The organism is Chryseobacterium antibioticum, from assembly GCF_012927325.1.
GTDB classification, from domain to species: domain Bacteria; phylum Bacteroidota; class Bacteroidia; order Flavobacteriales; family Weeksellaceae; genus Chryseobacterium; species Chryseobacterium antibioticum.
In genome coordinates this window covers 151,828-165,119 of record NZ_JABBGI010000008.1, presented here as the reverse complement: position 1 = coordinate 165,119, position 13,292 = coordinate 151,828, and the positions used below count along the sequence as shown (strand labels likewise).

The 13,292-nt window shown below is 38.8% G+C and carries 8 protein-coding genes; 2 read left to right on the top strand and 6 right to left on the bottom strand.

Annotated elements, in window-relative coordinates; genetic code table 11:
- Positions 1-216: 216 nt before the first annotated feature.
- Complete coding sequence (locus HHL23_RS08205) at positions 217-930, bottom strand: 3-ketoacyl-ACP reductase (RefSeq protein ID WP_169234317.1); 714 nt, start codon at positions 928-930, stop codon at positions 217-219.
- A gap of 279 nt (positions 931-1,209) precedes the next feature.
- Between HHL23_RS08205 and HHL23_RS08200 the strand changes: the two genes are divergently transcribed.
- Complete coding sequence (locus HHL23_RS08200; protein ID WP_169234316.1) at positions 1,210-1,968, top strand: IS5 family transposase; 759 nt, start codon at positions 1,210-1,212, stop codon at positions 1,966-1,968.
- Positions 1,969-2,192: 224 nt separating this feature from the next.
- Here HHL23_RS08200 and HHL23_RS08195 read toward each other — a convergent pair whose 3' ends face one another.
- On the bottom strand, positions 2,193-3,782 hold the full coding sequence (locus tag HHL23_RS08195; RefSeq protein WP_169234315.1) for a calcineurin-like phosphoesterase C-terminal domain-containing protein: 1,590 nt from the start codon (positions 3,780-3,782) through the stop codon (positions 2,193-2,195).
- Between the two features lie 104 nt (positions 3,783-3,886).
- Between HHL23_RS08195 and tnpA the strand changes: the two genes are divergently transcribed.
- Positions 3,887-4,321 carry an IS200/IS605 family transposase gene (gene tnpA, locus HHL23_RS08190; RefSeq protein ID WP_169233276.1) on the top strand — a complete coding sequence of 145 codons (435 nt, stop codon included), beginning with the start codon at positions 3,887-3,889 and terminating at the stop codon, positions 4,319-4,321.
- Positions 4,322-4,427: 106 nt separating this feature from the next.
- Here the strand turns inward: tnpA and HHL23_RS08185 are convergent, their stop codons facing one another.
- The 4 genes from HHL23_RS08185 to HHL23_RS08170 form a co-directional block, all read right to left on the bottom strand.
- A complete protein-coding gene (locus tag HHL23_RS08185; RefSeq protein WP_169234314.1) occupies positions 4,428-5,876 on the bottom strand; it encodes a SusD/RagB family nutrient-binding outer membrane lipoprotein in 1,449 nt (482 codons plus the stop codon).
- 11 nt (positions 5,877-5,887) lie between these two features.
- Positions 5,888-8,848, bottom strand: coding sequence for a SusC/RagA family TonB-linked outer membrane protein (locus HHL23_RS08180; RefSeq protein WP_169234313.1), 2,961 nt, complete (start codon positions 8,846-8,848; stop codon positions 5,888-5,890).
- 344 nt (positions 8,849-9,192) lie between these two features.
- The gene (locus tag HHL23_RS08175) at positions 9,193-9,939 is read right to left on the bottom strand and encodes a glycerophosphodiester phosphodiesterase family protein (RefSeq protein WP_169234312.1); all 747 of its coding nucleotides are present in this window, start codon (positions 9,937-9,939) and stop codon (positions 9,193-9,195) included.
- A gap of 62 nt (positions 9,940-10,001) precedes the next feature.
- Complete coding sequence (locus HHL23_RS08170; RefSeq protein WP_169234311.1) at positions 10,002-13,100, bottom strand: TonB-dependent receptor; 3,099 nt, start codon at positions 13,098-13,100, stop codon at positions 10,002-10,004.
- Between the last annotated feature and the right edge of the window lie 192 nt (positions 13,101-13,292).

The following is a 13,292-nucleotide window of genomic DNA, read 5'->3' as shown; positions in this document are numbered from 1 at the left end:
GAAGAGAAGTAAGAATATCATTTACTTTTTTTCTTCTCGATTTAACTGCTTGATTCACTGTTAAATATACAAAAAACAAACCAAAAAAACAATTAAAATAACTGATAATCAACGTATTAAATCCATATCTTAATGACATTGGGCTTTAGCCCACTCCTATTGAATTTTGTATTGTTTGAATTCATTCGATGTGTATCCCGAAATAATCAAACAGCCTTATGGATTGGTAGAGAAAATAGAAGCATTGGCAATCAGAGCTCTTCTGTTCATTTTTAAAATATCTCTTACCCATTCTGCAAAATCTTCAGGCTGCAGAACTTTATCAGGGTTTCCGTCTGTAAGCCCTCCCTGAACACTCATATCGGAAGCAATCGTACTTGGCGTCAATGTAATGACACGGATGTTCTGTTTTCTCCATTCTGCCATCATCGACTGGGATAAAGAGACTACCGCCGCTTTTGAAGCCGCATATGCAGACATATTTGGGGCCCCTTTCAAACCAGCTGTAGAAGCTACGTTGACGATATCACCCTCGCCATTGGCTTTCATAAATGGATGAACTGCTTTAGCAGCATAGTAAACGCCAAATAAATTCGTTTTGATTACCTGCTCCCAGGTATCAGAAGACATGTCTTCAATACTTCCAAAATCTCCGATCCCTGCATTATTAACCAAAATATCAACACCTCCCAATTGCTGTGCAAGAGACTCAATACCTGCCTTCACTTCAGATTCATTATCGATACTGAAAACAGCATACGCCGAGTTTACCCCAAGAGCTTTGATCTCTTCGACTGTATTTTTAAGATTTTCTTCGTTTCTACCGGTAACGGCAACATGTACTCCTTCATTGGCTAAAGCTAGTGCAACCGCCTTTCCAAGTCCTCTTCCGCCACCTGTTACGATGGCATTTTTTCCGTTTATATTCATAATACTATTGTTTCGTGGAACAAATTTACGAAAGAACATTTTGACAAGGCCGGGAGAATGGACATTTAATAGAATTTTAATACTTAAATTAAGTTCTGAAGGATTTTTTAACCACAAAAGAGACAAAAGTTTTTTTACTCTTAAGCTATTTGAAATGTAATTGCTTTGCAAATAAGAAAATCACATAAGAGCCTGTTTACAAAAGTAAGAATAAAAAAGAGTAAGGGTTAGAAGTTGCATAAAAATTGTCATTTTAGAGTTGCAAAACAAAAAATATCAATGTATACAAACGACTTAACCCAAACTCAGTGGCAATTTATAAAAAAAGCATTAGATGTTGATGATAGAAAACGAAAATATGATTTGATTGTCATTTGGAATGCTATCAGCTATTTGGTGAAAATAGGCTGCCAATGGAGACTTTTACCTCGTGATTTTCCAAAATGGCAATTGGTTTATTACTATTATTCAAAATGGGCAAATCTGGAGATTTTCGATTTATTATTATCAAAACTAAGAGAGAAAGTACGACGAAACAGAGGTCAGAAATCACAGGCAAGTTTAGGAATTATGGACAGTCAAAGCGTTCGTTGGGGAAATAACAGTTCACTCAATGGCTTTGACGGAGGTAAAAAAATAAAAGGAATCAAAAGACACGTTGTGGTAGACAAAAACGGCTTTTTATTAGCCGTAATGGTAAGTGTAGCCAATGTTCATGATAGTAAAGCGGCATTATTACTGATGAAAACGCTGCGATATTTACTGATCCCGCTTCAGGTAATCCTGGCGGATGGAGGCTATAGAGGAGAGATTATTGAGGAAATAAGAATTAAGTTTAATTATATCATTCAAATCGTTATGCGGAATGATAAAAAAGAAAAAAGGTTTGAGCCAATTCATAAACGATGGATTATAGAGCGCACTTTTTCATGGTTTGATAATGATAGAAGATTATGCAGAAATTATGAACTCCTAATGGAATCCTCTGAAAACATGGTCAAATTATCTGCTATAAAATTATTACTGAATAAAATTTAAACAGGCTCTAAGTTTTAAAAAAAAAAAGATTTTTATATTGATGAATAACAATTATTAAACCGACAAAAATTTCCTTTCTATGGAGGCGTGGCGAAATTCAAAGAATTCTTGACGGGGTGGTTTATAAGTCCAAAAAAGTTCACGCTGTTTTAAAATAAGTTCAAAACAAAACCGGCTTTCTGAAGCCGGTTTCTAAATTAAAAGTATAGTAAAAAAATGAAAAGCTATGGAATAAGAACCGGATTCTGTACCTCAAATTCTTCTGAAGCTGTAAACTGATTTCCATACATATCTGAAGCTTTTACTTCAAGTTTATGCTTTCCTAAAGCCAGTTTCTTCGGGAAACCTGCGGTCCAGATGTGTTTTGACATTTCAGGATTGGAAGGTCTTCTGCCAGGAAAAAGATTCTGCGTTGAGTCCCATTTGAACACGGAAAGCGCAAAGTTCGGATCTACTGCTTCATCATAGTCCATTTCTTCCCAGTTTCCGTTGTCTATCCTGTATTCTACTTTGTCTTTTTTACTTCCCATAAAGAAGTTGGCCAGGATTTTCGCAGAGGTTTTTGAAGGATAAGGAATCACTTTCGGAATGTACAGCTTGATCTGGTAGTCATCCGGTTTTCCGGCTGTTTTGTATTTAACTTTATACTGGTTATCATTAAAGCTGATGAATGAATATCCTTTTGACGTTCCATCTCTCATGGTGGAAGTAGGAAGACCTGCATCATCAGGAGTTCCGGAATACCAGTCTCCGCAGGTTGTCCCTACATTATACTCATGAAGGTCTTTTGAGCCATTCCAGCCAGCCTTTTTAGTGTAAAAGATTTGTTGCTGAATATGGGTATGTGCCGATAAAAGCAGAACATTGTCAAAAGGATTCAGGAAGTCAAATAATTTCTGACGGTCTGCATTCCTGAAATTATCCTCGTTGTTATGTTCTAATGGAATATGGAAAGAGATCACGATCAATTTATTTTTATCAACCAGTTTCAGATCATTCTCAATAAATTTCAATTGGTCTTCACGGAATCCACCCCAATATCCTTTGCCGTCTCTCGGATCAGGATACAGAATATCATCTAAAATAATAAAATGTACGTTTCCATAATTGAAAGAATAGTTGGCAGGACCGAAATTTGACTCGAAGGTTTCATCTGAAAAATGATCTTCTTTTGCATCATAATTCATATCGTGGTTTCCCATCACATTATACCATGGCAATCCGATCTCTTTCATCACATCTGCATAAGGTTTCTGAAGGCTCAGGTTATCACCTACCAAATCTCCCAGACTGATGCCCAATACAGCATTTTTCTTGGTATTTTTCACTTCATTAACGATGCCTCTTTTGAAATAATCAAGCTCTTTTTCTGTATAGGGCTGGGGATCTCCGAAAACAAGAATGTCAAAATTTTTGCTTTCTTCTTTTTTATAAAGGGGGAAATTCAGCTCCTTGGGAAGTTCTCCGGTTGGCGCTGTTCCTTTATATTTAAAATCTGCCGGCGAACCTTTTGGTTTGTGATGATGATAGAACTGTGGCAGGTTATTACCGTTTAAAGCAGTTTGGTATCCTGAAGGTTTGATCACAAAGAGGGTCTGGTCTTCCTGAACCGGCAGGCTGTATCTTCCATTTTTATCGGTAAGAACCACCTGAACTCCGTTTGAAACCGCTACCCCTTCAATTCCTTTTTCACGGTTTTCTTTCTTCTGATTCCTGCTCATATCCTCAAATACATACCCTGACACAGAATCCTGAGAGAATGCCATCGCTGAAACCAGCACACACGGCACTAAAAGTTTTATACTGATACTCATATCTTTATTCTTTATTCTTTATTCTTTATTGGTCTCAGAAATAGTTAAAACTATGCACTTTAGTGCATTTTACTTTCAGTTTCTAAAAATGTTATCTTTGTTTTGTGGATTATCAACGTAGCAATGGTCATAGTGTAAGTAGGTTAACAGCACATATTGTATGGGTTACTAAATATCGTTTTCCAGTATTGGAGGGTGATATTAAATTACGCTGTCGTAGTATTTTGCTTCAAATTTGCCAGGCAGAAGATATTAGAATTTTGAAAGGAGTTGTCTCTAAAGATCATGTTCATATGCATATAGAATATCGCCCTAATCAAGATATAAGTAGTCTTGTTAAACTATTCAAAGGTCGAAGCTCTAGGAAACTTCAAATTGAATTTCCTGAATTGAAACAACGTTATTGGGGACGTCATTTTTGGGCAATAGGATTTGGTTGTTGGAGCACTGGCAATATTACGGATGAAATGCTTAACGAGTATTTGGAACATCATCGAAACCCAACTGATCAAGACCAAAGTAATTTTATCATTGAGTAGTAATACTCGAATCGTGGACTTTAAGTCCACAAACCAAACCTATGGACTTTAAGTCCATAGTGGTTTAGTCTTTATTCTTTATTCTTTATTCTTTATTAAATCTTATTTACTTATTCCACCACATTTTCACATTGATGTGGTCTCCGCCCATCGCCTGTACTGCGGCATTGTAATTTTCAGCATTCATCACCTTTGTCGTGGTTGGATACATGAATCTTACCGGCATTACCCCTCCGTTCTGCAATCCTCCGTTGTTAGGAAGCACCGGAAGTTTAGTCCTTCTGAATTCGTACCACTGCTGATGGTCTACAAAAAACAGGGAAATATATTTCTGAAGCATGATCTTCTGCAATGAACCGTCATAGGTCAATTGAGCATTGTTGAAATAATTGGCAGGCACTACAGCACCCCACTGTTCTATGATGGATTTAACCCCGGTTTCATAAAAAGTCTGCTGGTTTCCGGCAATAATTCCTCTGTTGACAAGCTCCGCCAGAATAAACTGTACCTCGGAATAGGTCATTATCAAAACTTTCAACGGTGCTTTTGCCAGGTTCTGATTCAAATTAGAAGGCTGATAATCGAATACGGTTCCTAAAGCATAGCCGGAAGGTGCTCCTTTATATCCTAAATCAACCCCTGCTGTATTTTTCGCTTTGGTAAAAAACAGGCTTAACCTTGGGTCATTATTATTTTTCAATGCTTCAACGAAAAATTCACCTGCTGCCCTAGATGTTGTAAAATCCTGTGGACGGGCAATTGGTGGCAAATAGGGCGAGATTCCGGAAAGGGACAGAACAGCGCTGTCATTGTTATTTTGGAAAACTGGATATTGGATTGGATTGTTAACGATCTCCTGGATTCTTTCATACACATTTACTTCTCCGTTTCTGCTTAGAATTCTCGTCAGAAGTCTTAATGAAAGTGAATTACAGAACTTTTTCCATCCTAAGATTCCCGTTTGGCTGTTGGCATTAGCATTATAAAACAGATCTGTTTCTGACAGTGCTTTTGTGGTGTCAAATAAAGAATTGGCCGTCTTCAGATCATTTAAAAGCTGTACGTAGATATCTTTCTGTTTATCATACTTAGGTTTTAAAATTCCTTCTTCAATTCTTCCGGCTTCAGAAAACGGAATATCTCCGAAAGCATCCGTAAGATTGGCGGTGATCCAGGCATTCAGAACCATTGATATAGCCAGATAATTGTTGTTTTCCTCTTTAGCAGCGTACTTTTTCAGATCGTTGACCTGTTTCAGCCATCTGTAGGAATTGTCCCAGTATCCGGCACCACTTTTCTCGTTAAAGTAATATCTGCTGAATGTATTGCCTTCATTAGGAAAATCCAGGGCACCCTGCATGATATCAAAGGTAAAATCATCTGCCCTGTTGTATCCGTAACTTCCCATTTCATACTGGATCGGTGCCAAAAGGCTTCCTACGGACGGATCCTTGATCCTGCTCGTATCGGTATTGATCTCTTCAAAAGTTCTGTCGCATGAATGAAGAGCAAAAACAGAAATAGCCAGTGCCAGATGTATGATTATTTTTTTCATTTTTTTAAGATTTAGAATTTAAGATTTAACTGAAAACCAACTGTTCTTGCTGTCGGAAGCTGTCCCATTTCAACACCGGGAGTGATGGTCGCATTATCTAAAGTAGCCACTTCGGGATCGAACATGGGAAACTTGGTCCACATCCAAAGATTCTTCCCAAAAATAGCCAGGGTAAGGTCCTCAAGTCCAAGAGGCTGTATAATTTCTTTTGAGAAGGAATACGATATTCTTGCATCTCTAAGTTTAATAAAGTTGGTGCTGAAGCTGTTGGTTTCTACGTTGGCTCTTCTATAATAATCCCCGTAATAGGATGATACCGTCACCGCTTTGGTATTCGGGCTGTAGCTTCCATCAGGGTTTTGAGTGACACCGTCTCCAATAATCATTCCGCCTGGATTTTCTCTTCCCGGAAGCGTAGATGTAAGCTTACCCTGTTCAGACATTTTGTGATGCGATTGGGAATAAGCGATACCACCGTATTGCCCGTCAAATGAAAAGCTGATGGTGAAGTTTTTAATTTTAAAATCGTTCTGAAGACCTGCTCTCCATTTCGGGAATGCATTTCCAACTTTCTCTATTCCTGCAGGAATTTCCGTTAATCCGTCTCTGTAAACGACTTTTCCATCAGGTGAGCGCAACAGTTTGTACCCATACATGTCTCCAAGAGAACCTCCGACTTCCATTTTATAGAAAACGACGCCTCCGACATTGGAAACAATTCCGTCAAATCCATCAGGAACGCTCATGACCCTGTTTTCATTAGTCGACCAGTTTCCTCCGATCTTCCATGAGAAATTCTTAGATTTTACAGGATAGGCATCTATGGAAAGTTCAAGACCTCTGTTTCGGATCTTTCCGGCGTTGATCACTCTTTTAGAGAATCCACTCTCAAAAGGTAACGATACGGGAATGATCTGATTTTCACTGACGTTCTGATAGGCAGTGAAATTAAAATTTAACCTGCTTTTGAAGAGACTGAAATCCATACCGGCTTCGATATTGGTATTTTTTTCAGGTTTAAGAGTAGGATTGTTAAAAGTAGTTGGTGATATAACACTTCCTGTAATGTTGCTTGCGGTATAATAGTTGTGCAGCAAGTAAGGATCACTGTCTATACCTACCTTTGCCCACGAACCTCTCAGTTTCCAGAAATTCAGCTGATTGCTTTTCAGGTTAAAAATATCAGACAAAATAAAACTTGTACTTACCGACGGATAGAAGAAAGACCTGTTGGCTTTAGGAAGTGTAGAGCTCCAGTCATTTCTTCCTGTTATATCTACAAAAACCTTATTGTCATAGCCTGCTGTAAATAAACCGTACACACTGTTCACCTCCTTATCCCGGGGAACCGGGTATTTAACAGGAATGGAAAGTGCGTTGGTAAGGCTGTATTCTCCGGCTGTTTTGAGACCGATCGCCTGATAATCATTCATAACGTACTCATTATAACGCATACTTCCTCCCGCTGAAGCTGAAAAGCTGAATTTGTTCAGGTCTATTTTATAAGAGAATAAGAGGTCATTGTTATATTCATGATTTTTGATCATCTGCTCTCTGTAATAGCCTTTCAGATAATTGGCAGAGCTCCAGGGTCTTCTTGTGGTTCTTTTTTCATTTAAAATTTCAACACCGGACCTCAACATTAAGCTAAAATTACTATTAAACTGATAATCTGCTGTAATATTTCCGGTGATGGTCTTTTTCTTAACGCCATTCAGCATTTCATAAGCGATAAGGTAAGGGTTATCGATATAGGAACTGAACGGGTGGATCTGATCTACCTGCTCCTGTCCGTATTTCCAGACAGGTTTATACCACTCAAGATCTACGTTCGGATTTTGGAAGATCATGAAGTAGGAGATCGACTGGTTGTTATATCCTGTAGCAGGAAGATTATCGCTGGTCGTTGTATTGTATGAAAATTTCGTAGAGATTTTTAATTTTTTCGTTAACTGATGGGCGAAAGACAGGGCAAAATTGAATCTGTCAAAACCTGTATTAGGCATCATCCACTCGTTGTTAAGGTACGTAAGAGACGTTCTGAAACTGGTCTTTTCATTGGAACTTTCCACGGAAATACTGTTGGAATAGGTAGAACCGGTTCTCCAAAACCCTTTGATATTATCTTCGTAAGGTCTCCAAAGCTTCCTTTCCCGGCTTTGTCCCTGTTGGGTAGGATCATACTGAAAATAATATTGTCCGGCGAATTTAGGCCCAAATGCACTGCTCGTTCCACCCGTACTTACTCCGTCTGCGGACAAGCCGTAGGAATAGTAAAACTCGCCTGCTTTATTTTTTGCCAGTGTTCCCTGACCGTATTCATATTGCCAGTCCGGCCATTTCAGTACCGTATCAAAACTTGAGTAAGAGTTAAAAGTTACCTTCAGCTTACCGTCTTTAGTCTTCCCGGATTTTGTGGTGATCATTAAAGCTCCGTTGGCAGCACGGGAACCATATAAAGCTGCGGCAGAAGCTCCTTTCAGAACAGTGACAGATTCTATATCATCAGGGTTGATGCTGTTCAGACCATTTCCCATATCAATGGGAACATCACCTCCGGAACCGGCACCATAAGCCGGCGTATCGCTACCCGTGGTGGAATTTCCCATGGGAACACCATCCACTACGATCAGAGCGTAGTTATGATCCATCATGATCGATTTTTCACCTCTGAGGGTAATTCTGGCAGTTCCCAGCGGTCCGGCTCCTGCTGTTTGCACTTTTAGGCCCGCTACTTTTCCTTCCATCGACTGTGCCCAGTTGTTGTTCTGGGTTTCCTCAAAGGTGTCGGAGCCTACTTTTTCGGCAACATAGCCTAAAGCTTTATCATGCCTCTTAATCCCCAAAGCAGTTACCACTACCTCATCAATGCCTTTAACAGTATCTTTTTTTGCTTTTTGCTGAGCTGCCAGATTGACGCTGACTAATCCTAACAGCGACAAAACCAGCAGTTTTTGTGTCTCTTTACGCATATCCTTTTTGTTTGCGCAAAATTAGAACGACATTACGGCTATGACTTTAACATAGGTTTAACATTTATTAAAATAATATTAAACAAAACATGAACGCAACCTTAACAATATTGAATACAACATTGATAATCAGCCACCTAAATAGTTAATAGTTTTTAATGCCATACTCCACTTTCATTGATGTATCTTTATTGTCTTGCTCCGAGAAAATAACATAAAAAAAGAATTAAAATACTGACTCACAACCTGATAAATTAAGTTCATATACAAAACAGCCTGTCCCTACAAAGAGACAGGCTGTAATTTTAATATTAGACTTTTTAACTTTTTACGAGATCAAGCTGTTATTTATTTTTTAGCTGATTAGGAATATTGGTCGTAACGAAGCCTATTCCCTGATTTTTTAACTGTTCGTACACAGCCGGATTATTCACCGTCCAGGAATTTGTGATAAGGCCTAAAGCTTTAGCCTCGGAGATCCATGTAGGATTTTTCTGGAAAACACTGTAATGGTAGTCCATTCCGTCAAGACCTTCTTTTTTGATCTGCTCAGGAGACAACTCACCGTTCAGATATTGTACCTTGAATTTCGGCTCCAGCTTTTTGATCTCTTTACAGATGTTTAAGCTGAAAGAAATATATTCACTCTGACCTTCCAGTTTCATATCCTTAATCATTTTAAGGGTCTTTTGAGTGATCTCATTTTCTATTTCCGGAGTTTTGGCAGGTTTGATTTCCACGATCAGCTGTAAGGAAGAATCTTTTTTCCCTTGTTTCAGGTAATCTTTTAATGTTGGAAATTTTTCGCCATTGGATAATTTCAGAGCTTCCAATTCTTTGAAAGAGGTTTCAGAGATCTCCATTTCCCCGTGGTGCTCGTCATGATTGATCACGAGAATGCCGTCTTTAGTCATTCTAACATCGAATTCCGATCCGTATATTTTTAATTTCTGGGCATTTTCTAAAGATTTAATAGAATTTTCCGTGGTAGGCGGCTCTGCCTGGAAATAGCCTCTGTGTGCGATGATCTGGGTTTGTGCCTTCATTAGGACTGTACTTAAAACTGCTAACCCTAAGATAAAATTTTTCATAATACAATTTAGATAATTAAATAAAAATCTTAAAAACGTTTGATAAAGGTAGTGTTTAAATGTTAAAAGCTGTATTTGGCACCGATCTGGATCTGGTAAGGATTCCCGGAAAGAGGGGCTAAACCGCTGGTGTTTTTAATGTATTCAAACTCTTTGGTGGCCTGATTGAATTTTGTCACTCTATACAAAGCTGTATTTCCATACGACTTATTTACTCCCCATTCTTTATTAAGCAGATTCGCTACATTGAAAATATCTACAGAAAGTTCAAACGCCCCGATCTTTTCAAATTTAATTTTTTTAGCAACACGAACATCCCATACTCCGAAGAATCCGTTTTTACCGCCATTACGCTCTGCTATAGCATTATTATATTTTTCCACATAATCTTTTAGCGCCTGTCCTACTTCCGGATCATTTAGAAGCGGCTGAGTAATAATTTCCGGGAAGATGTAAGCCAAATCATTGGAATCTACGAAATCTCCGTTGATATTTCCACCTGCAGTTACCGAGAAACGTGTTCCACCGATTCCAGAATATCTTACACCCAGTGTAAATCCTGCAATGGTAGGTGAATTTCCATAAAGAACGATTTTGTTTCTGAACTGATTATCAGAATAGGTCATTTTTAAGTCTCTCGGATCTCCCTGAACCATCGTTGACAGTGTGGCTGAATTCGCTACGTTTCCGTTGTACGAGGTATTGTCTTTGATATCAGACCACGTGTAACTTGCTGTGATCTCCCCATCCTTCCAGTAACGGTAGCTGGTATCCACTACAAATGAGAACTGATTTACTTTTCCATCGCTTACAAGCTCCAGCACTCTTCCGAAATTAGGATTAATCCTTCCGGCCTTCCAGTCTACTTTTGCGCCCTGAATTGAAGAAGCTGGTACATACACTCCTCTTCCTCCTTCATTCGCCAACGTAAAGTATGGATTGGACACCATATTTCGGTCATAATAGAAGTAGTTGTTTCTTCCTAGAGCCATATAACCTGCGATTCCCGCTCTGAATCTTTCGTTAAAGAAGTGCGTGTAGGAAACATTCGCTTTATATACAATTGGAATTTTTGCATCTTCTCCGGTATAGTTGATTGTAGGGATCTGATACTTTGAAAGCGAAGGAACCGTATTGTAATCGTTTCTGTAGCTGTAGAAATCAGGTGTAAGACCGATCGCAGAAGGATCTACATCTACCGTTGCCAGATGTTTCCCGTCAAACACAAGGTTATTGATCACCATATAATTGTTGATATCGGAAGAGAAGATTCCCGCACCAAATTTCAGGAAGTCTTTGTTCTGCTCATTGAAGTTCCATTCAAACTGGAATCTTGGCTGGATCACAAATGATTTAATTTTATTGTCCGTTCTGATCCCCATTTCATCATAAAGCTTTTGGTTAAATTCAGCCTTTGGATAACCTCCGTAGTCTAATCTTAAACCTGCCATTAAATCCAAACCTTCACCAATTTTCGTCTGAAGCTGCCCGTAAAGGCCTATATTCCAGATACTGGATCTTACGGACGGATCTTCCATCAAAGGAACCTCTCTGTAAAATCTGTACGCTGTAAGGTTATTAAAATTATAAAGATTCCCCGGGTTCAAGGTAGGATCTTCCCTGAAATGGAATCTTCCGTTCACTTCGCTTCCATACACGGATTTCGAAGTGGTATACGTCAGATCAGCACCGAAGGTATATTTTACTTTATCCGTATTGTAGTACAAGTTATCAACAACCTGAATCACATTATTTCTAAAACTTTCCTGAGCAAAACGATGTCCCCCGATCTGAATATTGGTAGCCCCAACCCCCGGAGAAACAATATTTTCTACGATAGCTCTTGGAACAGGTTTTCCTAATTCATTATTCTGATAACTGTTCTGGAAAGTATAAAGATATTGCGCCTTCAGCTCATTTGTCAGATTAGGCTTTAAATTTGATCTTAAGGTTAAGAGTAAGCTATTATCAAGGTTTTTATCATTCCCGTAAGATTCAAAGAAATTGATTGCGGTATTATCTACCAATCCGTTTTTATTCAGATCGTAAGTGAAATTGTTTCTTAAGGTCAATAAGTTTTTTTCGTTAATCTGCCAATCCAAACGTAAAAATCCCGCATCAGAATTTCTTACTTTATCAAACGAACCGAACTGGGGTGAATTTCCGACTCCGTATTTTGATCTTGCAATATCAAGAAACTGATTCAACGTCTGCGTGGTCGTATTAAATCTTTTCTCATCATCCGTCGACTTGATATCTGCAATCTGCAACGGTCTTGAGTCCAGCTGGTGATCCCACGCAACGAAGAAATGTAATTTATTTTTAATGATCGGCCCACCCAGTGAAAACCCGAATTGAGAAGTAGAGAAATCGTTCTCCCTTTTGTTTCCTCTGATGTCATACGGGCTGGAAAGCCAGTTTGTTCTTAGATATTCCCAGGCACTTCCTGAAAATTTATTCGTACCGGATTTGGTAACCGCACTTACTGTTCCACCTCCGCTTCTACCCAAGGTTACATCGTACTGATTGGTTGTGATTTTAAATTCACGAACTGCTTCAATCGATATCGAAAATGGTGCACCACTTCGGCTGGTTGTAGATCCTGCAGACGTTGGATTTTTGGCTGTCATACCATCAATCGTAAAGTTGGTTGAAGATCCCAACTGTCCGGAAAGGTTTCCTCCTTTTCCGCTTAAGGGAGATAATTCAGTAAGGTTGGTAAAGTTTCTTCCGTTGACCGGAAGCATGCTGATATTTTTAGCAGAGATTGCAGTAGCAGCTCCCAGGTTTCCGATCTTGTTTTTAAGGTTTCCGGTAACTACGACTTCTTCTATCTGCTTTTCGTCTCCGCCTAAGCTCACGTTTACTGTCACCTGATCTCCGAAGTTGACGTTGTATCCTTCTTTTTTGTCATCATTCACGATCACTGTATAAGGTCCGCCAAGGGGAATTTCTTTAAAAATATATTCTCCTTTCGAATTGGTCTCTGTCTCCGTCCTGAACCCTGTAGACTCGTTCACGATCGTTACTTTCACTTTTTCCTGAGCCGTACTGCCCAGTCCTGTTACTTTTCCCACAATAGATGCCTGCGTAGTCTGCGCATAAGCCAGTGTTCCAAATCCCAAAAACAATAATCCTAGTACAATCTTTACTTTTCTCATCTTAACAAATTAGATGTGCAAAGGTATTTTGACTTTCCGGACCTGCTGTTTAAGGGAGTTTTAACAAATTCTCAATTAAATCATAACAATATGTTAAATTAATTTAAACAAGCGTTTTAAATCCAACACAATCAATAACTTATATCACATTACGCGTTTTTAATCTTTCTATAATATTTAATTATGGTATTT